At 71.7% G+C, this 22,668-nt stretch carries 21 protein-coding genes; 14 read left to right on the top strand and 7 right to left on the bottom strand.

The window, feature by feature from the left end; all coding sequences use genetic code 11:
* Window positions 1–104: 104 nt before the first annotated feature.
* The 4 genes from AB0937_RS09595 to AB0937_RS09580 all read left to right on the top strand — a co-directional run bounded on the left by AB0937_RS09595 (window position 105) and on the right by AB0937_RS09580 (window position 2,935).
* Complete coding sequence (locus tag AB0937_RS09595) at window positions 105–317, top strand: helix-turn-helix domain-containing protein (protein ID WP_004984898.1); 213 nt, start codon at window positions 105–107, stop codon at window positions 315–317.
* Between the two features lie 155 nt (window positions 318–472).
* On the top strand, window positions 473–571 hold the full coding sequence (locus AB0937_RS09590) for an AURKAIP1/COX24 domain-containing protein (protein ID WP_003948845.1): 99 nt from the start codon (window positions 473–475) through the stop codon (window positions 569–571).
* Window positions 572–803: 232 nt separating this feature from the next.
* Window positions 804–1,865 carry an NAD-dependent epimerase/dehydratase family protein gene (locus AB0937_RS09585; RefSeq protein WP_366710642.1) on the top strand — a complete coding sequence of 354 codons (1,062 nt, stop codon included), beginning with the start codon at window positions 804–806 and terminating at the stop codon, window positions 1,863–1,865.
* Window positions 1,866–1,879: 14 nt separating this feature from the next.
* On the top strand, window positions 1,880–2,935 hold the full coding sequence (locus AB0937_RS09580) for a lysophospholipid acyltransferase family protein (RefSeq protein WP_366710641.1): 1,056 nt from the start codon (window positions 1,880–1,882) through the stop codon (window positions 2,933–2,935).
* A 64-nt stretch (window positions 2,936–2,999) separates the two neighbouring features.
* On the opposite strand, the gene AB0937_RS09575 is transcribed toward AB0937_RS09580, so the two are convergent.
* From AB0937_RS09575 to AB0937_RS09565, 3 genes are all read right to left on the bottom strand, one after another.
* The gene (locus tag AB0937_RS09575) at window positions 3,000–4,232 is read right to left on the bottom strand and encodes a DUF5667 domain-containing protein (RefSeq protein WP_366710640.1); all 1,233 of its coding nucleotides are present in this window, start codon (window positions 4,230–4,232) and stop codon (window positions 3,000–3,002) included.
* A 236-nt stretch (window positions 4,233–4,468) separates the two neighbouring features.
* The gene (locus AB0937_RS09570) at window positions 4,469–5,239 is read right to left on the bottom strand and encodes an ECF subfamily RNA polymerase sigma factor, BldN family (RefSeq protein WP_366710639.1); all 771 of its coding nucleotides are present in this window, start codon (window positions 5,237–5,239) and stop codon (window positions 4,469–4,471) included.
* Between the two features lie 349 nt (window positions 5,240–5,588).
* The gene (locus tag AB0937_RS09565; protein WP_366710638.1) at window positions 5,589–6,506 is read right to left on the bottom strand and encodes an HAD-IB family hydrolase; all 918 of its coding nucleotides are present in this window, start codon (window positions 6,504–6,506) and stop codon (window positions 5,589–5,591) included.
* Window positions 6,507–6,670: 164 nt separating this feature from the next.
* On the opposite strand from AB0937_RS09565, the gene AB0937_RS09560 reads away from it, so the two are divergent.
* The 5 genes from AB0937_RS09560 (at window position 6,671) to AB0937_RS09540 (ending at window position 12,491) form a co-directional block, all read left to right on the top strand.
* Entirely contained in the window at window positions 6,671–6,949 is a 279-nt protein-coding gene (locus tag AB0937_RS09560) for a glutaredoxin family protein (protein ID WP_104787178.1), read from the top strand.
* A 313-nt stretch (window positions 6,950–7,262) separates the two neighbouring features.
* On the top strand, window positions 7,263–8,027 hold the full coding sequence (locus AB0937_RS09555) for a redox-sensing transcriptional repressor Rex (RefSeq protein WP_234850060.1): 765 nt from the start codon (window positions 7,263–7,265) through the stop codon (window positions 8,025–8,027).
* On the top strand, window positions 8,024–9,796 hold the full coding sequence (locus AB0937_RS09550) for a glutamyl-tRNA reductase (RefSeq protein WP_366710637.1): 1,773 nt from the start codon (window positions 8,024–8,026) through the stop codon (window positions 9,794–9,796). The genes AB0937_RS09555 and AB0937_RS09550 overlap by 4 nt, the downstream gene beginning before the upstream one ends.
* Window positions 9,793–10,788, top strand: a complete 996-nt coding sequence (hemC, locus tag AB0937_RS09545; RefSeq protein ID WP_366710635.1) for a hydroxymethylbilane synthase — start codon at window positions 9,793–9,795, stop codon at window positions 10,786–10,788. Before AB0937_RS09550 ends, hemC begins: the two co-directional genes overlap by 4 nt.
* A complete protein-coding gene (locus AB0937_RS09540; RefSeq protein ID WP_366710633.1) occupies window positions 10,785–12,491 on the top strand; it encodes a bifunctional uroporphyrinogen-III C-methyltransferase/uroporphyrinogen-III synthase in 1,707 nt (568 codons plus the stop codon). Before hemC ends, AB0937_RS09540 begins: the two co-directional genes overlap by 4 nt.
* A 20-nt stretch (window positions 12,492–12,511) precedes the next feature.
* On the opposite strand, the gene AB0937_RS09535 is transcribed toward AB0937_RS09540, so the two are convergent.
* Window positions 12,512–13,900, bottom strand: a complete 1,389-nt coding sequence (locus tag AB0937_RS09535; protein WP_366710632.1) for an FAD-binding oxidoreductase — start codon at window positions 13,898–13,900, stop codon at window positions 12,512–12,514.
* Window positions 13,901–14,155: 255 nt separating this feature from the next.
* On the opposite strand from AB0937_RS09535, the gene hemB reads away from it, so the two are divergent.
* Window positions 14,156–15,154 (top strand): porphobilinogen synthase, encoded by a 999-nt coding sequence (gene hemB, locus AB0937_RS09530; RefSeq protein WP_366710630.1) that lies wholly within the window; start codon window positions 14,156–14,158, stop codon window positions 15,152–15,154.
* Between the two features lie 8 nt (window positions 15,155–15,162).
* Here hemB and AB0937_RS09525 read toward each other — a convergent pair whose 3' ends face one another.
* On the bottom strand, window positions 15,163–15,855 hold the full coding sequence (locus tag AB0937_RS09525) for a DUF4232 domain-containing protein (RefSeq protein ID WP_366710629.1): 693 nt from the start codon (window positions 15,853–15,855) through the stop codon (window positions 15,163–15,165).
* Between the two features lie 228 nt (window positions 15,856–16,083).
* Here AB0937_RS09525 and AB0937_RS09520 point away from each other — a divergent pair, with 228 nt between their 5' ends.
* Window positions 16,084–17,493 carry a helix-turn-helix transcriptional regulator gene (locus tag AB0937_RS09520; protein ID WP_366710627.1) on the top strand — a complete coding sequence of 470 codons (1,410 nt, stop codon included), beginning with the start codon at window positions 16,084–16,086 and terminating at the stop codon, window positions 17,491–17,493.
* Between the two features lie 15 nt (window positions 17,494–17,508).
* Here AB0937_RS09520 and AB0937_RS09515 read toward each other — a convergent pair whose 3' ends face one another.
* A complete protein-coding gene (locus tag AB0937_RS09515; RefSeq protein WP_366710626.1) occupies window positions 17,509–17,865 on the bottom strand; it encodes a hypothetical protein in 357 nt (118 codons plus the stop codon).
* Window positions 17,866–17,951: 86 nt separating this feature from the next.
* Between AB0937_RS09515 and AB0937_RS09510 the strand changes: the two genes are divergently transcribed.
* The 3 genes from AB0937_RS09510 to AB0937_RS09500 all read left to right on the top strand — a co-directional run bounded on the left by AB0937_RS09510 (window position 17,952) and on the right by AB0937_RS09500 (window position 20,841).
* Complete coding sequence (locus AB0937_RS09510; protein ID WP_366710625.1) at window positions 17,952–18,854, top strand: SAM-dependent methyltransferase; 903 nt, start codon at window positions 17,952–17,954, stop codon at window positions 18,852–18,854.
* A gap of 118 nt (window positions 18,855–18,972) precedes the next feature.
* Complete coding sequence (locus AB0937_RS09505) at window positions 18,973–20,232, top strand: PLP-dependent aminotransferase family protein (RefSeq protein WP_366710624.1); 1,260 nt, start codon at window positions 18,973–18,975, stop codon at window positions 20,230–20,232.
* Window positions 20,233–20,340: 108 nt separating this feature from the next.
* A complete protein-coding gene (locus tag AB0937_RS09500; RefSeq protein WP_366710623.1) occupies window positions 20,341–20,841 on the top strand; it encodes a DinB family protein in 501 nt (166 codons plus the stop codon).
* Window positions 20,842–20,903: 62 nt separating this feature from the next.
* On the opposite strand, the gene argS is transcribed toward AB0937_RS09500, so the two are convergent.
* Window positions 20,904–22,667 (bottom strand): arginine--tRNA ligase, encoded by a 1,764-nt coding sequence (gene argS / locus AB0937_RS09495; RefSeq protein WP_366710622.1) that lies wholly within the window; start codon window positions 22,665–22,667, stop codon window positions 20,904–20,906.
* Window position 22,668 lies beyond the last annotated feature (1 nt).

Here is a 22,668-nt window from a genome sequence, read left to right as displayed (position 1 = left end):
CACTCGCATCACTGGCACCTACATTGGGGAGTGAGCACGCAGCGACGAAGAGTCACCGGAAGGGGAAGCCGGTGGCCGTCGAGTGCGGAAGGTTCAGGTGTGTCATGGCTGCAGCTGGCGAGAGGCCTCTGAACGAGGTTCAGTTCCTTACCGTGGCGGAAGTCGCCTCGGTGATGCGAGTGTCGAAGATGACCGTGTACCGGCTGGTGCACAGCGGTCATCTGCCCGCGATCCGTGTGGGGCGGTCATTCCGCGTCCCGGAGCAAGCGGTTCACGAGTACCTCCGTGAGAGTTACGTGGGGGTGGAAACCGCCTGACGGCAGGGTCGGAGCGATCCCCACAGGGCACTTCGGGATCCCTCCGGCCTCCTCGATTACGACCTCAGCGCTCGGACGGGTAGGCTGGCCCCTCGTAGGTCGTATGGGCCCATGGCGCCCAAACACCGAGTGATGAGAAGTGAGCGAGGGTAGTCGTGGGCTCTGTTATCAAGAAGCGGCGCAAGCGGATGGCGAAGAAGAAGCACCGCAAGCTGCTCAAGCGCACGCGCGTCCAGCGTCGCAACAAGAAGTAAGTTCGCGACGCGCACGCCGCGCGAGAGCGTTGCTGTGGCCCCCCACCGACCGGTGGGGGGCCACACGCATATCGGCGTCGGGCCGCCGTGGTTCCGGCCCCGGCTCCTGCGTCCGGCTGCTTCGGTCACTTCGCGCATCGGGCGGTCATCACAGCGCAACGACAACCCGCTAAGTTGGCCCCACGGGGGAACGCGGCCGGGAGCAAGAGGTTCTGGAAGGAAGGCGCTGATCTTGGGCAAGGTCGTGCTCGTGACCGGAGTGGCCCGCCAGCTGGGGGGCCGGTTCGTCCGGCGGATCCAGCGGGACCCCGATGTGGACCGGGTCGTCGCCGTGGACGCGGTGCCGCCCGAGCACCACCTGGGCGGTGCGGACTTCGTCCAGGCCGACATCCGGCAGCCCGGGATCGCGCGGGTGCTCGCCGAGACGGGCGCCGACACGATCGTCCACCTGGACGTGACGGGCACACCGCTGGGCAGCGGCAACCGGGCCTCCCTGAAGGAGACCAACGTCATCGGCACCATGCAGCTGCTCGGTGCCTGCCAGAAATCCCCGTCCGTGCAGCGGCTGGTCGTGAAGTCCAGCACGAACGTCTACGGCTCCGCGCCCCGCGACCCCGCCGTGTTCACGGAGACCACCCCGCCCAAGTCCCTGCCCAGCGGCGGCTTCGCGAAGGACACCGTCGAGGTCGAGGGCTATGTCCGGGGGTTCGCGCGCCGCCGGCCCGATGTGGCCGTGTGCGTGCTGCGGTTCGCCAACATCCTGGGCCCGGCCGCGGACACCCCGCTCGCCTCGTACTTCGCGCTGCCGGTCCTGCCGACCGTGTTCGGCTACGACCCCAGGCTGCAATTCGTGCACGAGGACGACGTGATCGAGGTGCTGCGGATCGGCTCGCACGAACCGCGGCGGGGCACCCTCAACAGCGGCACCTTCAACATCGCCGGCGACGGTGTGCTGCTGCTCTCCCAGTGCTCCCGGCGCCTCGGCCGCCCCACCGTCCCCCTGCTGCTCCCGGCCGTCACCTGGGCGGGCTCGCTGGTGCGTACGCTGGGGATGACGGACTTCTCGCCCGAGCAGATCCGGCTGCTCACACACGGCCGGGTGGTGGCCACGGGCCAGATGCGCGAGACGCTGGGATTCCAGCCCAAGTACACGACCGCGGAGACGTTCGCGGACTTCGCCCGCAGCCAGGGCCCCGGACTCCTTCCGCCGGAGGCCCTCGCGGGGGCCGTCGACCGGATCGCCGACTCGCCCCTCGCGGGCGGCGGACACTCCCCGACGCAGAGCGCCAACTGAGGAGCGCATCAACGATGGCGGACGCCAAGGTCATTCCGTTCGACGACGACCGGTCCCGGGGGAACGCGGCGCAGCGTCCCCAGCGGCGCCGGGGCGCCGGGAACCGCCGCCCGGGCGCGGAGTCCGTGCCGGTGCGTGAGGTGCAGCCCCTGCCTGCCAGGGCCGTTCCGCAGGATGATGTTCCTGTGACTTCCGATGAACAGCCGCCGGAGCCTTCCGGGGACGGCGGGGGCGGGCTGGAGCGGCGGATCGCGGGCGGCCTGGCCTTCCTGCGCCGCCGCCTCACCGGGGACTACGAGGTCGACGACTTCGGCTACGACGAGGAACTCACCGACCAGGTCCTGATGTCGCTGCTGCGCCCGCTGTATGACACGTACTTCCGGGTCGAGGTGAAGGGCATCGAGAACATCCCGTCCGAGGGCGGCGCCCTGATCGTCGCCAACCACTCCGGCACCCTGCCGATGGACGGCCTGATGATGCAGGTCGCCGTGCACGACAACCACCCCGCGGGCCGGCATCTGCGGCTCCTCGCCGCGGACCTGGTGTTCATGCTGCCGGTCGTCAACGAACTGGCCCGCAAGCTGGGCCACACCCTGGCGTGCGCCGAGGACGCGTCCCGGCTGCTGGAGCAGGGCGAACTGGTCGGGGTGATGCCGGAGGGCTTCAAGGGCCTCGGCAAGCCCTTCGCGGACCGCTACAAGCTGCAGCGCTTCGGTCGCGGCGGCTTCGTCTCGACGGCGCTGCGCGCGGGGACGCCGATCGTGCCCTGCTCGATCGTCGGGGCGGAGGAGATCTACCCGATGATCGGCAACGCCAAGACGGTCGCGAGGCTGCTGGGCTTCCCGTACTTCCCGATCACGCCGACGTTCCCGTGGCTCGGGCCGCTCGGGGCGATTCCGCTGCCGACCAAGTGGACGATCCAGTTCGGTGAGCCGATCCCCACGGACGGTTATCCGCCGGAGGCGGCGGAGGACCCGATGCTGATGTTCAACCTGACCGACCAGGTCAGGGAGCAGATCCAGCACACGCTCTACAAACTGCTGGTGCAGCGGCGGTCGGTGTTCTTCTGATCCGTTCCGCTCCGCGTACGGCTTCGGGGCGCCCCGTGCTGAAGGGGCGCCCCGAAGCCGTCTGCTAGTCCGCTTGCTCGCTGTCGATGCCCAGGCCGGGCAGCAGGCCGGGAAGGAGGGGCGGGAGCGTCACATCCGGCTCGGGGACGGGTGTGTTGTCCTCCGCGGACGGGGAGGTGCTGGCCTCGCTGTCCGTCGGCGGGTCGAGCAGGCCGCCGGTGTTGCCGCCGAGCAGGCCGTCGCTGTCGCTGCCGGAGCCGGCCGAGCGGCTGGGGCTGCCGCTGTCGGTGCTGCCCTGGTCGCTGTGCCTGCCGGCGCTCTCGCTGGGGCGGGTCGAGCGGCCCGTGCCCGACGAGCCGCTGGGAGCGGACTCGGAGGCACCCTGCCGCTTGCCGTTGCCGCCGTTGGTGGCCGGGGGCTCGGGCAGCAGGGAACGCAGCGGGGCGACGTCCTCCTCTATGGCGTCGAAGACCGACGACACCTCGCGGCTGACGTCCCCGAGCTGGACGGGCAGTCGCTCGCGCAGCTCGCCCCAGGACTCGCGGTGGGAGTGGGAGAACGCGGACAGGGCCTGGATGGGGCCGAGTGAGTCCGGGTCGTGCTCGTACGCCTCACTCAGCAGCCGGTGGCCCTCCGAGGCGTCGTGCCGCATGCCGGACAGGGCGCGGCGAATCTCGCCGAGGGACTCGTGGTCCAGAGGGCCGCTGCGCCCGCGCTCCATGAGCCGGCGGGCTTCGCTGAGCCGGGTGGAGGCGTGGTCGAGATAGACCCGGCCGCGCTCGTCCGCCCCGTCGGTGAGGCCGAGCTTGACGTCCTCGATGCCGCGCTTGAGGCCGTAGAGCGAGTCGCCGGGCAGGGCGTCCGAGCTGGCGGCGGAGACTCCGCCGAAGGCGCTCGCGGCCACCCCGACACTGAGCCCGCCCGCGGTGAGGCCCTTGGCGAGCCGGGAACGCGGCCGGAACTTCGCGCGGTGTGCTCCGCGGGCCCGGGAGCGCTGCCCGGGAACCGCGCTGTCCATCGCCCCGCCGCCCGCGGTGCCCTCCTGCAGCATGGCCTCGAAGGCTGCCACCAGCTGGGCCCGCTGGACGGCCTTGACCTCCGGGTCGAGCTCCGGCTTGGGCAACGCGCCGAGCCCCGAGGCGAGCGCCAGATGGCGGGCCTGTTCGCTCGATTCCGCGGTGGCCGGGGCCGGGGCCGATCCTTCGGGCTGCTCGGCCGCCGTGCCCTGCCCGGACTGCTCCTCCAGGGCCTGGGCGAAGGCGTTCGCCCGCCGGTGCGCCGATACGTTCGCGATCACTGGCGGCACCTCCTCTCGTCATGACGGTCGACTCCCCAGGGGGTCCTGAGGGTTGCACACCCTGACCACGACCACACGATCGAGTGACCGGAGCCGGTCAGGGGGTGACCACAGGGAGCCTGCATCCCGCACAACGAGCGGCGCGGCACTTGGGTTACGGACGTCGGCTGATCGGATGCCGAAGTCAACCGACTTTCACGGAAAGTGAGTTGGGTGTCGCCGAGTGTGCCGGCCGGTCAGCGGGCGTCTTCCGGCAGCAGCCGCGCGAGGGTGCGGACGGCCCGGTACTGGAGTGTCTTGATGGCGCCTTCGTTCTTGCCCATCACCCGGGCGGTCTCGGCGACCGAGAGCCCTTGGAGGAAGCGGAGCGTCACGCACTCCTGCTGCTGGGGGTTGAGTCGTCGTACGGCGTCGAGCAGGGCGGCGTTGGACAGGGACTCCAGGACGGAGTCCTCGGGCGAGCGCTCGACCTCGTTGGCGTCGAGCATCTCGCCGGTGGTGACCTCGAGGCGGAAGCGGCTGGACTTGAAGTGGTCAGCGACGAGGTTGCGGGCGATGGTGACGAGCCAGGCGCCGAAGTCGCGGCCCTGCCAGGTGAAGGTGCCGATCCTTCTGAGCGCCCGCAGAAAGGTCTCGCTGGTGAGGTCCTCGGCGGTCGCCTTTCCCCCGACCCGGTAGTAGATGTACCGGTAGACGGTGTCGCTGTACTGGTCGTAGAGGCGGCCGAAGGCGTCGGACTCGCCGGCCTGGGCGCGCTCCACGAGGTCCATCATCCGGGCGCTGTCGCTGTCCGCGGCAGGCCGGCGTGCGGTGGCCCCGCCGGAGGGGCGCCCTCGTCTGCCGACCGCGGCGCTGCCGTCGGCCAGTGCGTAGCAAGGGCCTACGGGCGCGGCGGCGGCGAATGCGGGGACGGCGTACGCGGTGGGGACGAAGCCGCGCAACAGGTCGTGGACCCTTGCGCGCAGCGTAGCCAGGCCCGAGGCGTCAACCCCGACGTGTGGGTACACGGGACTCCCAGAGGCAGAGCTTCCATCACGTGCAGTGCGGAACCTTTCACTCGTCGTAGCGACGGAGAGGTACCGGTTTGCGTCTGAGGAGAATAACGCTTCGTGTAGGGCCTGCTACACCGAGTTGCTCAAATCATCGATTACGTCGCTTCTGTAACCGATTGACGCCGGATCAAGTGCCGCAGCGTGACCGATTGTTGATCGGAAACCTTCGGATTGCAGCTGAGTCCAAGGCGTGTTGTGGCCGTGTGCAGCCAAGAGGACTGGACACGAGGTTGTGGGGGTACGCCAGTTGGATTTACGGCGATAGTCAGGCCGTAAACATCGGTGTCCCGGTTTGATCGGACGGTCAGCGGCGGCGGCGGTGCAGGGCGATGGCGGCCGCGGTGCCGCCCGCGACCGCGCCGACGCCCGCCGCGGCCGGGATGCCGACCTTGGCCGCCTTGCGGCCGGTGCGGTAGTCGCGCAGGCGCCAGTCCAGCTGCCGGGCGTGCTTGCGCAGCTTGCTGTCCGGGTTGATGGCGTAGGGGTGGCCGACCAGCGAGAGCATCGGGATGTCGTTGTGCGAGTCGCTGTAGGCGGCGCAGCGGCCGAGATCCAGGCCCTCGGCGGCGGCCAGGGCGCGCACGGCCTCGGCCTTCGCCGGGCCGTGCAGCGGTTCGCCGACGAGTTTGCCGGTGTAGACACCGTCGACGGATTCGGCGACCGTGCCGAGGGCGCCGGTCAGGCCGAGGCGGCGGGCGATGACCGTGGCGATCTCGACGGGGGCGGCCGTCACCAGCCACACCTTCTGGCCGGCGTCCAGGTGGGCCTGGGCGAGGGCGCGGGTGCCGGGCCAGATGCGCTCGGCCATGTACTCGTCGTAGATCTCCTCGCCGATCGACTGCAGTTCGGCGACGCGGTGGCCCTGGACGATCGACAGGGCCGAGTCGCGGGCCTCCTGCATGTGTTCGGGGTCCTCGACCCCGGCGAGGCGGAACCACGCCTGCTGCCAGGCGAACTTCGCCAGCTCGCGCGTCTCGAAGAACTTCCGCTTGTACAGGCCCCGTCCGAAGTGGAAGATGGCCGCGCCCTGCATGACCGTGTTGTCCAGGTCGAAGAAGGCTGCGGCCCGGTCGTCGCCGTGTACCGGGAACTGCGGTTCCTCGGTCGTGCCGGCGACTTCCTGTGTGGACTTGCGGGCTGCCTCCGCCGAGGCCTCGCCTGCCAAAACGCTCCGCGCCGTGGCGGAGCGCCTACGGGGAGTGAGCCATCCGAGAGCGGCCATGGCGTGAGCATAGCCAGTCTGTTCGGGGGTTCCGGAGCCGAGAGGTTGGGGGCGTGTGAACTCTCGGCAAGCATGTCGTCAAAAGACACCCCGCGGGACTCGGGCGGCCGGCGCGTCGGCCGGGGGCTTCTGCGCGGGTTCCGCTTGTCCGCGGGCGCGCGACAATGGCCGACATGAGTCCCCTCTTCCGCCGCAGGCCCTCCGGTGACCGGCTCGTCACGCTGATCCGCAAGCCCGGCTGTCATCTGTGTGATGACGCACAGGTCGTTGTGGAGAAGGTGTGCGGTGATCTCGGAGTCCCCTGGGAGCAGAAGGACATCACCGAGGATCGGGAACTGCACGACCAGTACTGGGAGCAGATCCCGGTCGTACTGGTGGACGGCAGGCAGCACACGTTCTGGCGCGTGAACGAGGACCGCCTGCGCAAGGCGCTGACCGACTGATCCCGCCCGGTGAGCGACTGACCGATCAGTCCAAAGAGGCCGCCCGGTCGCTTAGGATCGATGGTGGCTTGGTCTCGGGGGCGGGATTCACTGAGGAGAGTGTGCGGTTTTGCCCCCAGAAGACAAGGAACGGTGGCGCTCCGGCGCCGGTTCCCTGCGTGTGCGCCGGGGGCGCGTGACCCCGGTCACGTTGGCCGGGCAAATCGGACACCATCTTTGTGCACGCGTTCACAAAGACATAGCCTGCATTCGACGGGGCGGTCATGTAGGGACGTATGACCGCCTACAGCCCCGCTCTACCCGCAGGAGCACCGTGGCAACTGGCCGAACTCACCGACCGGCGACCCGCAGCCGAGGGATTCCCGAGGCCACCGTCGCCCGGCTTCCGCTGTACCTCCGCGCTCTGACCGCGCTGTCGGAGCGCTCCGTCCCCACGGTCTCCTCCGAGGAGCTCGCGGCCGCGGCGGGGGTCAACTCCGCGAAGCTGCGCAAGGACTTCTCCTACCTCGGCTCCTACGGGACCAGGGGCGTCGGCTACGACGTCGAGTATCTCGTGTACCAGATCTCCCGCGAACTGGGGCTCACCCAGGACTGGCCGGTTGTGATCGTCGGTATCGGCAACCTCGGCGCCGCCCTCGCCAACTACGGCGGGTTCGCCTCCCGCGGCTTCCGGGTCGCCGCGCTGATCGACGCCGACCCGGCCATGGCCGGCAAGCCCGTCGCCGGGATCCCCGTGCAGCACTCCGACGACCTGGAGAAGATCATCCAGGACAACGGCGTGTCGATCGGTGTCATCGCCACCCCCGCCGGTGCCGCCCAGGCGGTCTGCGACCGGCTCGTGGCCGCCGGTGTCACCTCCATCCTGAACTTCGCGCCGACCGTGCTGTCCGTCCCGGACGGTGTCGACGTGCGCAAGGTCGACCTCTCCATCGAGCTGCAGATCCTCGCCTTCCACGAGCAGCGCAAGGCCGGGGAGGAGGCCGCCTCCTCCGACGGTGGCGTCCCGGCCGCCGCCGCCCGCAGCGACTCCGCCGACCAGGGGCCCGACGGGGACATGCCCGCCGTGATGCCGGCATGAGCCTCCTCGTCGTCGGACTCAGCCACCGCAGCGCCCCGGTCAGCGTCCTGGAGCGGGCCGCGCTGAACGCGGACGCGCAGGTCAAGCTGCTCCAGGACACGGTCGCCGCCGAACCGTCCTCCGAGGCCGCGGTGCTCGCCACCTGCAACCGCATCGAGCTCTACGCCGACGTGGACAAGTTCCACGCCGGTGTCGCCGAGCTGTCCACGCTGCTCGCCCAGCACAGCGGGGTCGGCCTGGAGGAGCTCACTCCCTATCTCTACGTGCACTACGAGGACCGGGCCGTCCACCACCTGTTCTCGGTGGCCTGCGGTCTGGACTCGATGGTCGTCGGCGAGGGGCAGATCCTCGGCCAGATCAAGGACTCCCTGGCCCGGGCGCAGGACTTGCACTCCGCCGGCCGCCTCCTGAACGACCTGTTCCAGCAGGCCCTGCGGGTCGGCAAGCGCGCCCACTCCGAGACCGGCATCGACCGCGCCGGCCAGTCCCTGGTCACCTTCGGCCTGGAGCAGCTGGCCCGGGGCGGGGACGTACAGCAGTGGGCGCGGGGCAAGAAGGCCCTGGTCATCGGGGCCGGGTCGATGTCCTCCCTGGCCGCCGCCACGCTCGCGCGCGCCGGGGTCGCCGAGGTCGTCGTCGCCAACCGCACCCTCGACCGCGCCGAGCGCCTCGCCCAGATCCTCATGGACGGCGACGACACGGACGTGGCGGCCCGCGCGGTACCGATGGAGTCGGTGCCGGCCGAGCTGACACGTGCCGACGTCACCGTCTCCTGCACCGGCGCGACGGGCCTGGTCCTGACGGCCGAGTCGGTCGCCGAGGCGATCGAGGGCCGCACGCCCGCGCCGGTCGCCGGGCACGGCGAGGACGGACCGGGGGCGCCGGGCGGCGAGTCCGGCTCCGCGACCGGTTCCGGCGCGCAGCGCGGCGGTGCGCCGGGCGCCGGCCTCGGCAGCGAGGACGGCTGCCCGCTCGACCTCTCCGCGGTGCAGGGCACCGCCGGGTTCTCCGTGCTGGGCGAGGCCGCCGTGGCCGGGATGGCCGCCGCCGACCTGGAGCAGCACGCGGCATGGGTGGACAACGGCACGGTGGGCGGCGAGCGGCGTGCGGGCACTTCGGCCCGGCCCGGACAGACCGGCACGCTCGACCCGGCCGCGGACACCGACGCCATCACCGCGCTCGCCGCGACCGTGGCCACCGCCGGCCGGATCCCCGAGCGGCGCCGGCCCGAGCCGGTCGAGGAGCCGCAGCGGCCCGAGCCCGTGCTCTTCCTGCTCGACCTCGCGATGCCGCGCGACATCGACGCGGCCGTGCACCGGCTGGGCGGGGTGCGCCTGGTGGACATCGAATCGCTGGCGGAGGCCTCCGCGGGCGCTCCGATGGCTGCCGATGTGGACCAGGTACGGCGTATCGTCTCCGACGAGGTCGCGGCCTTCGGCGCAGCACTGCGGGCCGCGCACATCACACCGACCGTGGTCGCCCTGCGCACCATGGCCGCCGACGTCGTGGCCGGCGAGATCGCCCGGCTGGACGGGCGGCTGCCCGGACTCGACGACAAACACCGAGCGGAGATCACCCAGACCGTGCGGCGCGTGGTCGACAAACTGCTCCACGCGCCGACCGTGCGGGTCAAGCAACTCGCGGCCGAACCCGGCGGCGCCGGGTACGCGGACGCGCTGCGGACCCTGTTCGACCTCGACCCCGAGACGGTGGCCGCCGTCTCCCGGGCCGAGGAAAGCACCACCCAGAGAGACCGAGGGCCGGCATGAACGACAAGGCGCTGAGGCTCGGCACCAGGCGGAGCAGGCTCGCCATGGCCCAGTCCGGGCAGGTGGCGGAAGCCGTCAGCCGGGTGACCGGGCGGCCCGTCGAGCTCGTCGAGATCACCACGTACGGCGACGTCTCGCGTGAGCAGCTCGCCCAGATCGGCGGCACCGGCGTGTTCGTGACCGCCCTGCGTGACGCGCTGCTCAAGGGCGAGGTCGACTTCGCCGTGCACTCGCTGAAGGACCTGCCGACCACCCAGCCCGACGAGCTGGTCGTGGCGGCAATTCCGGTGCGCGAGGACCCGCGGGACGTGATCGTCGCCCGGGACGGCCTGAAGTTCACGGACCTGCCCTCCGGGGCCCGCATCGGCACGGGTTCACCGCGCCGCATGGCGCAGCTCAACGCGTACGCCCGCAGCCACGGCCTGGACATAGCGACGGTCCCGATCCGCGGCAACGTCGACACCCGCATCGGGTTCGTGCGCAGCGGGGAGCTCGACGCCGTCGTGCTGGCTGCCGCCGGACTGAACCGGATCGGCCGCGGAGACGAGGCGACCGACTTCCTGTCGGTCGACACGGTTTTGCCCGCCCCCGGCCAGGGGGCCCTGGCGATCGAGTGCACCGCAGCCAATGCGGACCTCGCCGCCGCGCTCGCCGAACTCGACGACCCGTTCACGCGGATCGCCGTGACGGCCGAGCGATCACTGCTCGCCGCCCTGGAGGCCGGTTGCAGCGCCCCCGTGGGCGCGCTGGCCGACCTTCCCCCGCTCTCGGCACCGCTCGAGCGGGGGGACCGCCAGGCCGACATGCAGATTGTCAAGGAAATGCGCCTGCGCGCGGTCGTCGGGACCACCGACGGCACGCGCATGGTGCAGCTGTCCACCACCGGTCCCGTGCCCGAGACGCACGACGGGGCAATGGCGCTCGGTCGCGAACTCGCGGCCGACATGCTCGCCCAGGGCGCGGCCGGTCTGATGGGGGAGCGAGCACATTGAGCCCCACCACCCTTTCCGCCGGTCCTGAACACGGGCACGTCACCTTCCTGGGTGCCGGACCCGGAGATCCGGGACTGCTGACTCTGCGCGCCGTGGAGGCGCTGGCGAACGCGGACGTCCTCGTCGCCGAGCACGAGGTGCTCGACGTCGTACGTCAGCACGCCAGGCAGGGCGTCTCCGAAGTGCACACGGATCCGGATCCTTCCCAGGACCCGGCGCCGGGCACAGGAACGCCCCAGCTGACGGTAGTTGACGGCACGTCAACCACCGCCGCCGTCCCCGCGGTGCGGGATGCCGCACATCTTGTCATGGAGGCCGCGCGGGGCGGCAGGCGGGTCGTGCGTGCGGTGTCCGGGGACCCGGGCCTCGACACGTACGCCGCCGAGGAGATGCTGGCGTGCGCCGCCGCCGGAGTGCCCTTCGAGGTCGTCCCCGGCATCGCGAGCGCCGTCGGTGTGCCGGCCTACGCCGGTGTGCCGCTGCGGGACGCGCAGGGCGCGGACGTGCGGTTCGTCGACGCGCGGACGGCGTCGGACCGGTGCTGGACGGAGGTCGGGGCGTCGGACGGCACGGTTGTCGTCTCCACGACGCTGGACTCCGTCGCGGCGGCGGCCGGCGAGCTCGTCTCCGCCGGGCGCAAGCCGGACACCCCGATGACGGTCACCGTCGCCGGCACGACCACCCGGCAGCGCACCTGGACCGCCACGCTCGGCACGATCGCGCAGACGCTGAAGCAGGCCAAGGTGCTGCCCTCGCCCGACGGCGGCCGGCCGGTGATAGCCGTGGTCGGTGAGCGTTCCGCCGCCGCCCAGCGCGACCAGCTCGCGTGGTTCGAGTCCAAGCCGCTGTTCGGCTGGAAGGTGCTCGTACCGCGTACGAAGGAGCAGGCGGCGTCGCTCTCCGACCAGCTGCGGTCGTACGGGGCCGTGCCGCACGAGGTGCCGACGATCGCCGTCGAGCCGCCGCGCACGCCCCAGCAGATGGAGCGCGCGGTCAAGGGGCTCGTCACGGGCCGCTACGAGTGGATCGCCTTCACCTCGGTGAACGCGGTCAAGGCCGTGCGGGAGAAGTTCGAGGAGTACGGGCTCGACGCGCGTGCCTTCGCGGGCATCAAGGTCGCGGCCGTCGGCGAGCAGACGGCGAAGGCGCTGATCGCCTTCGGCGTGAAGCCCGACCTGGTGCCGAGCGGCGAGCAGTCGGCCGCCGGCCTGCTGGAGGACTGGCCGCCCTACGACCCGGTCTTCGACCCGATCGACAGAGTGTTCCTGCCGCGTGCCGACATCGCCACGGAGACGCTGGTGGCCGGGCTGATCGAGCTCGGCTGGGAGGTCGACGACGTCACGGCCTACCGGACCGTGCGGGCCTCGCCGCCGCCGGCGGAGACCCGTGAGGCGATCAAGGGCGGTGGCTTCGACGCCGTTCTCTTCACCTCGTCGTCCACCGTGCGGAACCTGGTCGGCATCGCCGGCAAGCCGCACAACGTCACGGTGATCGCGTGTATCGGCCCGGCCACGGCGAAGACCGCCGAGGAGCACGGGCTGCGGGTGGACGTCATGGCTCCCGAGCCGTCCGTCCACAAGCTGGCGGAAGCCCTGGCCGACTTCGGCGCGAAGCGCCGTGCGGCGGCCGTGGAGGCCGGGGACCCGGTGACGCGGCCGAGCGAGCGGCGGCCGGGGGCCCGGCGCAGGCGCTCGACGACCTGACCGACCCTCACTGGCTGCGGCTACGCGGGCGTCACCGCGTGGCCGTAGCGCAGGAGGTTGTCCGGGTCGTAGACGGACTTGTCGTGGCGCAGGCGGGCGTAGACCTCCGGGGTCCAGGCGCGGGCGCGGTCCTGTTCGTCGCCCGGCGTGCCGTGGATGTTGACCATGGTGCGGCCCGTTCCGTACGGGCCCATGGCCGTGTGGAGACGGCGTGTGGCCTGCTCGACGGCCTCGGCCACGGGCGGGGCGGGCATGATGCCGACCGACTCCATGAAGTAGCGGGCGTCGCGGGAACAGACGGCGTCCTCGACGGCGGAGGGGCGGGCCAGCGCGCCGCCCATGTGCCGCAGGGAGGCGACGAGCAGCGGGTGGTCGGCGCCGGCTGCGGGGCCGACCTGCTCCAGGAACGTGTCGACGGCCTCGGGGGACAGGTCGCGCAGCAGCATGCAGCACTCGCGTGCCGGCAGCGGGTCCTGGGGTTCCATGTGGATGCGGTCCAGGTCCGCGTAGTCCATTTCCCCGACCAGGTCCACGGCCACGGGCGCGGCCGCCCTCATGGGTGCGATCAGGGCCTCGCCCTCGGCCGGGTCACCCGGCCACGCGATCGCGACCCGGGCCCAGAAGCCGCCGCGCAGGGGCTCAGGGATCTGCGGGATCGGCGGCAGGCGCAGCACCGAGAACATGCTGCACATCTCGTCCGGGACCGTACGGGTCCAGTCCGTCCAGGCCCGCAGCAGGGTCTCCGCGTGCTCGGCGTGGCAGTGGATGCCGCCGCCGTAGAGCCGGGGGAGGGGCAGTAGTTCGGTGACGAGCGAGGTGACGATTCCGACGTTGCCCTTGCCGCCGCGCAGCGCCCAGAACAGTTCCGGTTCGTGCTGGGGGTCCGACTCGCGCAGGTGGCCGTCCGGGGTGACCACCTGGAGGGAGCGGACCAGGTCGGCGGCGTAGCCGTAGGCCCGCCCGAGGACCGGGAGTCCGCCGCCCAGGGTGTAGCCGACGACGCCCGCGTCCGTGGAGGTGCCGCACAGGCCCGCCAGGCCGTGGGGGGCGGCCGCGGCCATGACGTGGCTCCACTTGGCGCCGGCGGCGATGGTGGCGGTGCGGGTGGTGGGGTCGACGTGGACGTCCGTCATGCGGGACGTGTTGATCAGCAGGCCGTGCTCGATCGGGTAGTTGGCGCCGTGGCCGGTGGCCTGGACGGCGACGGGGGTGCGGGTGGCGTGGGCCCAGCGCATGGCGGTGACGATGTCGTCGGGGCCGGTGGCGCCTATCGCCACGTCCGGGGTGTGGAGGGAGGCCAGGTTGAAGCCGGTGACTTCGTCGGGGTAGGCGGGGTCGCCGGGGCGCAGGACCGGGCCGTTGATCTCCGAGAGGGCGAAGAGATCGGGAGTGTGGTGGGGGGCGGTCATCGCGTCCTCCGTGGGGGCTGTACGGAGGGACGGCGGCGGCGTGGGGGCGGGCCGTCGGGGTCCTCGTCCTTGCTGTTTCAGGATGGACCTGGGGGTTGTCGGGCGCATTGCGGGGCGGTGGGCTGCGAGGTGCTCGGCGGTTGTGCTGGGGCCTGGTGGGTCCGCGGCCCGGCGTAGCGGGGGCGGTACGCGTCTCGCAGGGGGGCCGACAAGGCGTCGGTATCGGGGGGTTTGGGGCGGGCGTAGCGTAGGGGCATGACGACGTACGGATCATTCCCCGGTTCTCGGCCGCGGCGGTTGCGGAGCAACGCCGTGATGCGTCGGATGGTCGCCGAGACCCGGCTGCACCCCGCCGATCTCATTCTTCCGGCCTTCGTGCGCGAGGGCGTCAGCGAGCCCGTGCCGATCGCCGCCATGCCGGGGGTCGTGCAGCACACCCGGGACAGTCTGAAGAAGGCCGCCGCCGAGGCGGTCGCTGCGGGGATCTCCGGGATCATGCTGTTCGGCGTGCCGGAGGAGTCGAAGAAGGACGCGCTCGGCACGCCCGGGACCGACCCGGACGGGATCCTCCAGGTCGCCCTCCGCGACGTGCGCGCCGAGGTCGGGGACGACCTGCTGGTCATGTCCGACCTGTGCCTCGACGAGACCACCGACCACGGGCACTGCGGCGTCCTGGACGAGCAGGGGCGGGTCGACAACGACGCGACCCTGGAACGGTACGCCGAGATGGCCCAGGTGCAGGCCGACGCCGGCGCTCATGTCGTCGGGCCCAGCGGGATGATGGACGGGCAGATCGGGGTCATCCGCGACGCCCTCGACCAGATCGGGCGGGAGGACGTCGCGATCCTCGCCTACACCGCCAAGTACGCCTCCGCCTTCTACGGTCCCTTCCGCGAGGCCGTCGGCTCGTCGCTGCAAGGGGACCGGAAGACGTACCAGCAGGATCCCGCGAACGCGCGGGAGTCGCTGCGCGAGCTCGCCCTCGACCTGGAGGAGGGCGCCGACATGGTGATGGTCAAGCCGGCCGGCCCCTACCTGGACATCCTCGCCCGGGTCGCGGACGCCGTGGACGTGCCGGTCGCCGCCTACCAGATCTCCGGCGAGTACTCGATGATCGAGGCCGCCGCCGAGAAGGGCTGGATCGACCGGGACCGGGCGATCATGGAGTCCCTGACCGGCATCCGCCGGGCCGGTGCCCGCAACATCCTCACCTACTGGGCCACCGAAGTGGCCCAGAAGCTCAAGGACCGGTAGGGCGGCGCTCAGTACGACAGCGCGTCGTCCATGTCGCGCAGCCAGTAGGTGACCTTCAGGGTGCTGTCGTAGTACACGCCCTTGGCCGGCAGGGCCGGGATCGCCGAGGGGCCGCCGTCGCTGTTGGGCGTGCGGCCCTGGAAGCCGACCGTGAGCTTGTGGCCGGTGGTGCCCCACTCGCCGCTGCCGTCGGCCGCCGACAGCGAGACGCCCGCGTAGCCGGACTCGCCGGGGGCCAGGGTCGTCACCGCCTGCGGCTGGGAGTCCTCGATGGGCTGCGGGACCCACTGCATCTCGTCGAAGCGCAGCACCGGGTAGTAGGTGAGGTCGCACATCTTCGAGCCGGTGTTCTTCACCGTGATCAGCATGTGGTTGACGGGGCGGCGGACCGGCTGGGCGGTGACGGTGGTGTTGGAGCCGTTGCAGGAGACGCGGGTCGCGGCGGCACCCTTCGCTTCCTTCCCGCCCTGTGCGGCCTTCGAGGCCTGCCGGCTCTTCGTGGCCCGCGTCGCCTGCCGGTCCTTCGTGTGCTTCGTGCCCTCCGGCGCCTGAGCGGCCCGCGTGGCCTGCTCGGCCGTGACGGTCGCCGAGGCCGGCTCGGGGCGGGCGGCGCCCTCGTCCTTCGGGCCCGTGCCGTCCTGGCACGCCGTCAGGGCGAGGGCGGCCAGGAGGGCGACGGGGAGGGCGTGGTACGTGCGCATGTCTGCGTTTCCTTTCGGACAAAGGCAGTGGGCAAGCAGACCCGGGTGGGCCGCGCCGCCGATGGTCCCGGGGCGGCGTGCTTGGATGACCAGAGCTTGTGCGGTGATCCGTCCCGGCTGCCAGACCCGGCGGGCCATCAGGGACGTTGGAACGCCCGCACATGCTCTGACCAGGGAGAACAGTCATTCCCTGGAACGGGGGAACGGGACACGGGGCATGGAGGGACAGTGTCGGAGGGGACGGCCACGGCGGAATTCGCCGCGCTGCTGGGGGAGTTGAAGGAGCGCTCCGGGCTGAGCTACGGGGTGCTCGCCAAGCGGCTCCACATGAGTACGTCGACGCTGCACCGGTACTGCAACGGCGATGCCGTGCCGACCGATTACGCGCCGGTGGAGCGGCTCGCCAGGCTGTGCAAGGCGTCGCCGGAGGAGCTCGTCGAACTGCACCGGCGGTGGGTCCTGGCGGATGCCGGGCGGGCGCGCAAGGGGAGCGGCGCCACGGGGAGCGGAACTGCGGGCAGTGGCGGCAAGGAGAGCAGCGGTGAGGAGAGTCGTGGTGCGGGAGGCGGAGCTCCAGTGGCGGCCTCCGCCGCGACCGCCACTTCGGCGCCGGACGCGGTCGAGGCCGGGGACGCCGACCCGCCCGCGCCGGAGACCCCCGTACGGCGACGCCCCCGTCGTGCCCTCCTCGTCGGTGTCGCCGTAGCCGTGGCCCTCGGTGGGGTCGGTCTCGCCATGGCCGTCCCCCTGGACGGTTCGGACGACGAGGGGCGGCGCCGGACGGCGGTGGCCACCGGCGGTGCCGGCGGGCGGGAAGCGGACGGCCCGGCGGCCTCCGTCCAGCCCTCCGCCGGTGCGTCCTCCGCGGACGGCGACGGCAAGGACAAGGACAAGGACAACGGCAAAGACAACGGCAAAGACAACGGCAAGGACGGGGAGAAGAAGAATTCGGGTGCCCCGGCGCCTGCCGCCTCGGACCCCGCCGCCGGCGGTTCCGGCCGCCCCGGCCGTGACACCGCCACCGCCGCCCCTCCTCTCACCGTGACGACGGAACCGCACGCCTGGGAGAGCCCTTGCTCCCAGCGCTACCTGGTGAACCTGCCGCCGGGGCAGGTCCGCCCGCCGCCGGTCGAGCCGGACGCGCCCGGCTGGGTGGCGGCCATGGGGGCCGTGCCGTCGGGGGAGCAGCTCCTGAAGCTGACGGTGCAGGGGAAGGGCCGGGAGACCGTGGTCGTCAAGGACCTGACCGTCCGGATGGCCGGCAAGCGGGCGCCGCTCGCCTGGAACGACTACGCCATGGGGTATCCGGGCGTCGGCTGCGGCGGCGGTGTGCCGACCCGGTTCTTCACGGTCGCCCTCGACGCCACGCGCCCCGGGGTCGTGCCCGAGGCGGGGCACGCGGACTTCCCCTTCAAGGTGAGTGAGTCCGACCCGGAGGTGTACTACGTCCGGGCCGACGCCTCCGCGTACGACGTCAGCTGGTACCTGGAGCTGAGCTGGTCCAGCGGCGGCCGGACGGGCACGCTGACGGTGGACGACCACGGCCGGCCGTTCCGTACGAGCGGCAACAACGGGCGTCCGGCGTACGAGTTCCCGCTGGGCGGCGAGACGTGGGTCGAGGAGGGGACCACGCAGTAGTCGCGCGGGGCGGGCTCAGTGGAACTCGTGGACCAGCTCGATCTTTCCGACGATATGGGCGTTGAACTCGTCGAGCTCCTCGGCCGGGACCCACAGTTCCAGGATGGTGCGGCCGCCGGCCTGCTGGACCGGGTAGCGGGTCAGGAAGTCGGTGTCGACCTCGAAGCGCGTGACGTAGCCGGCGCCGTCGTGCTTGACGTTCCAGTCCCGGGCGATCTTGATGGCGTAGTCCTCGTTGAGGACCGGGTAGAAGATCGGCTGCTCGGGGAGGCGGGGCGGCCAGGCGCGCCGGTCGAGGTCGCGGACCAGGTCCAGTTCCTTGGGGCCGATGGGGCGCCAGAGGGTCGTCGTGACTCGGCTTGCGTTCGGCACGGGCACCATCAAATCACTTGAGTCGTTAGGTTGTTGACCGTCGTAGTGGTTGTCGATTGAACTACACGCTCTTCAGGGAGACGTCCATGTCCGGTGACGCCCTCAGCCAGGATCCCGCCGGGCTGCGGAGGAGGATCGACAGCAGCAAGGCGCACCCGGCGCGGGTCTACGACGTCTTCCTCGGCGGCAAGGACCACTACCCCGCCGACCGGGACGCGGCCGCCGCCGCGCTGGCCGCCAACCCGCGCGGGTACCTCGACGTCCGGCACAACCGTGACTTCCTCCGGCGCGCGGTGACCACGCTCGTGGAGCAGGACGGCATCCGGCAGTTCCTCGACATCGGCACCGGACTGCCGACGGCCGAGAACGTGCACCAGATCGCGCAGCGCATCACACCCGAGTCGCGGGTCGTGTACGTCGACAACGACCCCGTGGTGCTCGCGCACGCCCGCGCCCTGCTGACCAGCGGCCCCGAGGGGCGTACGGACTACATCGACGCCGACCTCCGGGATCCGGACCGCATCCTCGAACAGGCCGCCAAGACCCTGGACTTCGACCGGCCGATCGCCCTCTGCCTGGTCGCGGTGCTGCACTTCGTCGCCGACGAGGAGGCCTATCCGCTGGTGAGCGGACTGCTCGGCGAACTGCCCGCCGGCAGCCGGCTGGTGCTGAGCCACCTCACCGAGGACCTCAACCCCGAGAACATCCGCGCGGTCCAACGGACCTACACCGAACGCGGCTTCACCTTCGTGCTGCGCTCCCGGGCCGACGTCGAGCGGTTCTTCACGGACAGCCGGCTGAAGATCGCCGACCCCGGGGTGGTCCCCGCGCACCGCTGGCGGCCCGACCACGCCGCCCCCGTACCCGAGCAGCCGGAGGAGTCCTTCCTCGCCTCGCTCGAGGAGATCGAGAAGGTGCGGTACCGCGACATCAACGACGTCACGGACGCGGACATCAACGTGTACGCGGCGATCGGCGCCAAGGCGTGAGCCACGGCCCCGCCGGTGACCGGAGGGGCGTCCGGATCCCGGAAACCTGCTTGTAGACGGCACGTACTTCCCTAGGCTGCGGGGCACCAGGCGTCACCGCAGTTGAAGGAGCCGTGTCATGACCGTCGCCGAGCCCCTGCCCACCCACGCTCCCGTGCCGCCCCTGCCCACCCACGCTCCCGTGCCGCCCCTGGCCGCGCGGGCGAAGGCCGTCGGCGGCTCTCCCGTACGCGACATCCTCGCCGTCACCGCCCGCCCCGAGGTGATCAACTTCGCGGGCGGACTCCCGGCACCGGAGCTGTTCGACGCCAAGGGCATCGCCGCCGCGTACGACGCCGTGCTCGCCGAGGCGCCCGCCCGGGCCCTGCAGTACTCCACCACCGAGGGCGAACCCGCGCTGCGGGACGCGCTGGCCGCCCGCACCACCGCGCGCGCCCTGCCGACCGGCCCCGACGACCTGCTCGTCACCACCGGCTCCCAGCAGGCCCTTTCACTCCTGGCCACCGCGCTCCTCGAACCCGGGGACACCGTCCTCGTCGAGAACCCCTGCTATCTGGCGGCCCTCCAGGCGTTCGGTTTCGCCGGGGCGCGGATCGTGGCCGTGCCCGGCGACGAACACGGCATCGACCCCGGCGCCCTGGAGGAACTCGTCGTGCGTGAGCGGCCCAAGCTGCTCTACACCGTGCCCACCTTCCAGAACCCCACCGGCCGGACCCTGCCCGCGGCGCGCCGCGCCGCCGTGGCCGCCGTCGCCGCCCGGCGCGGACTGTGGATCGTCGAGGACGACCCCTACGGCGAACTTCGCTACGACGGTGAGCGCGTGCCGTGGATCGCCGCCCACCCGGGCGCCGAGGACCGGACCGTGCTGCTCGGCAGCTTCTCCAAGGTCATGGCGCCCGGGCTGCGGCTGGGCTGGCTGCGGGCACCCGGGGAGCTGCGGCGCGCCTGTGCCGTCGCCAAGCAGGCCGCCGACCTGCACACCCCGACCGTCAACCAGCTCGCCGCGGCCCGCTACCTGGCCGACAACGACCTGGACGCCCATGTCGCCCGCGTCGCCGGCGTGTACCGCGAACGCCGCGACGCGATGCTCTCCGGGCTCGCCGGGGCGCTGCCCGCCGGGTCGGTCTGGAACCGGCCCGAGGGCGGCATGTTCCTCTGGGCGCGCCTGCCGGAGCCGTACGACACGACGGCCCTGCTGCCGCGGGTGGTCCGGCAGAACGTGGCCTACGTCCCCGGCGCCCCCTTCTACGCGGGCACGCCCGACCGGGCCACCCTGCGGCTGTGCTTCGTGACGCAGACGCCGCAGGAGATCGGGGAGGGGCTGCGCAGGCTGGGGGAGGGGCTCAGTCCCATCAGAAGTGCCACGTCCGCCGGTTGAGGACCTGGTGCTCGGCATACGCGCCGAGGGCCGGGCCGGCGCCCCGCCGGATGGTGACGACCGCCGTAGCGGACAGCGACTGGCCTACATCCTCCCTACGGTTCGGACATGACCACTTCCTCCGAGAAGACCGACCTGCTCGCCGCGTTCGCGGAGCAGCGCGCGCTGCTGCTGATCACCCTGCGCGGAATCACCGACGCGCAGGCCCGGCGGCGTACGACCGTGAGCGAGCTGACGCTCGGTGGCATCGTGAAGCACCTCGCCACGGGAGAGGAGACGTGGACCCGGATCATGTCCGAGCGCGACGGTGAACTGCCCGACGGCATGCTCGACACGGCGCAGTACCGCATGGCCGAGGGCGACACGCTCCCCGCGCTGCTGGAGCGCTACGCGACCGCCGCCAGGGCCACCGAGGAGGCGGTGGCCGCACTGCCGGACCTGGACGCCGGGGTGCCGCTGCCGAAGACGCCCTGGTCCCCGCCGGAGCCCGAGGTCTGGTCCGCGCGCCGGGTCCTGCTGCACCTGATCCGGGAGACCGCCCAGCACGCCGGGCACGCGGACCTCGTCCGGGAGAGTCTGGACGGCGCGAACACCACGGCGCAGCGCTGAACGCCCGAGGGCGGCACTCCACGGGGGAGTGCCGCCCTCGGCCTGTCCGTCAGGGCCCGGCGTCAGAGCCGCTCAGGCGTCCGGATGCCCAGCAGGGCCATGCCCCGGTGCAGCGTGCGCGCTGTGACGTCGCAGAGGAACAGGCGGTTCTCGACCTGCTCGGGCGTCCCGGCCTTGAGGACCGGGCACTTGTCGTAGAACGTCGTGTACAGCGACGCCAGCTGGTACAGGTACGCCGCCAGCTTGTGCGGGGCGTACTCCGTCGCCGCCTCCGCGACCGTCGCCGCGAACGAGTCCGCGTGCAGGCCGAGCGCGCGCTCCGCCTCGTGCAGCTCCAGCTCGGGGTGTGCGGCGGGGCGGGCGTCGCCGGCCTTGCGCAGGATCGACTGGATACGGGCGTAGGCGTACTGGAGGTAGACGGAGGTGTCGCCGTTGAGCGAGACCATCTGGTCCAGGTCGAACTTGTAGTCCCGGTTGGCCGAGGTCGACAGGTCCGCGTACTTCACCGCGCCGACGCCCACCTGGGCGCCGCGCTCGGCGATCTCCTCCTCGGAGAGGTCCTGGGCCTTCTCGCGGACGACCACCGAGGCACGGTCGATCGCCTCGTCGAGGAGGTCGACCAGGCGGACCGTCTCGCCCTCACGGGTCTTGAACGGCTTGCCGTCCTTGCCGAGGACCGTGCCGAACGCCAGCTGGTAGGCGGTCACGTCGTCGTTCAGCCAGCCCGCCTTCCGGGCCGTCTCGAAGACCATCTTGAAGTGCAGGGACTGGCGGGCGTCCACGACGTAGATGAGGCTGTCCGCCTTCAGGTTGAAGACGCGGTCACGGATGGCCGAGAGGTCGGTCGCCGCATAGCCGTAGCCGCCGTCCGACTTCTGCACGATCAGCGGGACCGGGTTGCCGTCCGGGCCCTTGATGTCGTCGAAGAACACGCAGAGGGCGCCCTCGGAGCGGACCGCGACGCCCGACTCCTCCAGCAGGCGGCAGGTCTCGGCGAGCATGTCGTTGTAGCCCGACTCGCCGACGATGTCCGCGTCGCGGATCTCCATGTCCAGCTTCTCGAAGACGGAGAAGAAGTAGATCTTCGACTCGTCGACGAACTTCTGCCACATGGCCAGCGTCTGCGGGTCGCCCGCCTGGAGGTCCACCACCCGGCGCCGGGCGCGGGTCTTGAACTCCTCGTCGGAGTCGAAGACCTTGCGGGCGGCCTTGTAGAGGCGGTCGAGGTTCGACATCGCCTCCTCGCCGGAGACCTCGTCGGCCCTGTGGTCCAGCCCGTGCGGGTGCTCCTCCAGGTACTGGATGAGCATGCCGAACTGGGTGCCCCAGTCGCCGATGTGGTGACGCCGGACCACGTTCTCGCCGGTGAACTCCAGCATCCGCGTCACCGCGTCGCCGATCACCGCGGAGCGCAGGTGACCGACGTGCATCTCCTTCGCCACGTTCGGCTGGGCGTAGTCGATGACCGTGGTGCCGGGCTGCTCGGCGTGCGGCACGCCGAGGCGGCCGGTGTCGTCGGCGTAGCGCGCGGCGAGGTTCTCGGTGATCGCGCGGTCGGTGAGGGTGATGTTGAGGAAGCCGGGGCCGGAGACCTCGACGTCCTTGATCAGCTCACCCGACTCGACACCGGAGACGACCTGCGTGGCCAGCTCGCGCGGGTTGGCCTTCTCCTTCTTGGCGAGGGCCAGGATCCCGTTGGCCTGGAAGTCGGCCCGGTCGCTTCGTCGCAGCAGCGGGTCCGCGGAGCCGGCCTGCGGCAGAGCCGCCGACAGGGCCGCCGCGAGGCGCTGGTGGACGGAGTCGCTGAGGGACGTGACCGAGGCCATG

It is taken from the genome of Streptomyces sp. NPDC047880 (assembly GCF_040706515.1).
Classification (GTDB): Bacteria; Actinomycetota; Actinomycetes; order Streptomycetales; family Streptomycetaceae; genus Streptomyces.
The sequence above is the reverse complement of the archived record's forward strand: the minus strand, read 5'-3'. Positions and strand labels throughout refer to the sequence as shown.

Excerpts from the sequence above, each read along its gene's own strand:
- hemC (WP_366710635.1), top strand. The coding sequence starts at position 9,793 with ATGAACGACAAGGCGCTGAGGCTCGGCACCAGGCGGAGCAGGCTCGCC.
- AB0937_RS09510 (WP_366710625.1), top strand. The coding sequence starts at position 17,952 with ATGTCCGGTGACGCCCTCAGCCAGGATCCCGCCGGGCTGCGGAGGAGG.
- AB0937_RS09560 (WP_104787178.1), top strand. The coding sequence starts at position 6,671 with ATGGCCGACATGAGTCCCCTCTTCCGCCGCAGGCCCTCCGGTGACCGG.
- argS (WP_366710622.1), bottom strand. The coding sequence starts at position 22,667 with ATGGCCTCGGTCACGTCCCTCAGCGACTCCGTCCACCAGCGCCTCGCG.
- AB0937_RS09580 (WP_366710641.1), top strand. The coding sequence starts at position 1,880 with ATGGCGGACGCCAAGGTCATTCCGTTCGACGACGACCGGTCCCGGGGG.
- hemB (WP_366710630.1), top strand. The coding sequence starts at position 14,156 with ATGACGACGTACGGATCATTCCCCGGTTCTCGGCCGCGGCGGTTGCGG.
- AB0937_RS09505 (WP_366710624.1), top strand. The coding sequence starts at position 18,973 with ATGACCGTCGCCGAGCCCCTGCCCACCCACGCTCCCGTGCCGCCCCTG.
- AB0937_RS09525 (WP_366710629.1), bottom strand. The coding sequence starts at position 15,855 with ATGCGCACGTACCACGCCCTCCCCGTCGCCCTCCTGGCCGCCCTCGCC.
- AB0937_RS09535 (WP_366710632.1), bottom strand. The coding sequence starts at position 13,900 with ATGACCGCCCCCCACCACACTCCCGATCTCTTCGCCCTCTCGGAGATC.
- AB0937_RS09550 (WP_366710637.1), top strand. The coding sequence starts at position 8,024 with ATGAGCCTCCTCGTCGTCGGACTCAGCCACCGCAGCGCCCCGGTCAGC.
- AB0937_RS09595 (WP_004984898.1), top strand. The coding sequence starts at position 105 with ATGGCTGCAGCTGGCGAGAGGCCTCTGAACGAGGTTCAGTTCCTTACC.
- AB0937_RS09500 (WP_366710623.1), top strand. The coding sequence starts at position 20,341 with ATGACCACTTCCTCCGAGAAGACCGACCTGCTCGCCGCGTTCGCGGAG.
- AB0937_RS09565 (WP_366710638.1), bottom strand. The coding sequence starts at position 6,506 with ATGGCCGCTCTCGGATGGCTCACTCCCCGTAGGCGCTCCGCCACGGCG.